The 583-nt window shown below is 39.3% G+C and carries 1 protein-coding gene and 1 pseudogene; both read left to right on the forward strand.

What is annotated here, in order from left to right; genetic code table 11:
* Nucleotides 1-306 (forward strand): copper resistance CopC family protein (locus tag GQR47_RS20315; protein ID WP_165724417.1); only part of this gene is annotated, 306 nt, incomplete at its 5' end.
* Between the two features lie 11 nt (nucleotides 307-317).
* A pseudogene (locus GQR47_RS20320) lies at nucleotides 318-583 on the forward strand (copper-binding protein); the annotation flags it as partial.

The raw sequence follows: 583 nt of genomic DNA on the forward strand, positions 1-583 counted from the left end.
ATGTTAATGAAAAGCCCAGAGCAACTTTCGTTAACTTTTGGTGGTGAAGTAAGGCTAGCAAAAGTCATCATCAAAGATGAAAAAAATAACTCAATAAACTTTGATTTCAAACCAAGCTCCACCCCAAGCACAGACTTTAGTTGGTCATTACCGAGCTTAGCCCAAGGGACTTACACGGTTAAATGGACAGCACTGGGTGGTGATGGACATAAAATGACCGACACGTTTAGATTTATGGTACACAAAAGTGAATCGCATAAGATGATGCAAGAACAATCTAATACCCACAGCAAACATAATCATTAAGTAGCAACATAATGCAATTAAGTGAATGGTCAGTACTCTTACTCTTATTAAAACTAGCAAGCTATATCGCAATTGCAGGGCTTGCGGGCACTTTATTAATGCGCTTTATGTGTGGCAACAGCAATGTTGCAGGGCATCACTTAATTAGTTTTTATCAGTTCTTAAAACGTTGGCAAATTACGTGCGTGGTTACAGGTAGTATTGCTGCACTTTTACAAGTACCAATAGAAGCTGGAGCAATGGCTGAATCAGGCTTTATGGGAATGTTTGACCCCTT

It is taken from the genome of Pseudoalteromonas sp. Z1A2, assembly GCF_011378755.1.
GTDB lineage: Bacteria > Pseudomonadota > Gammaproteobacteria > Enterobacterales > Alteromonadaceae > Pseudoalteromonas > Pseudoalteromonas distincta.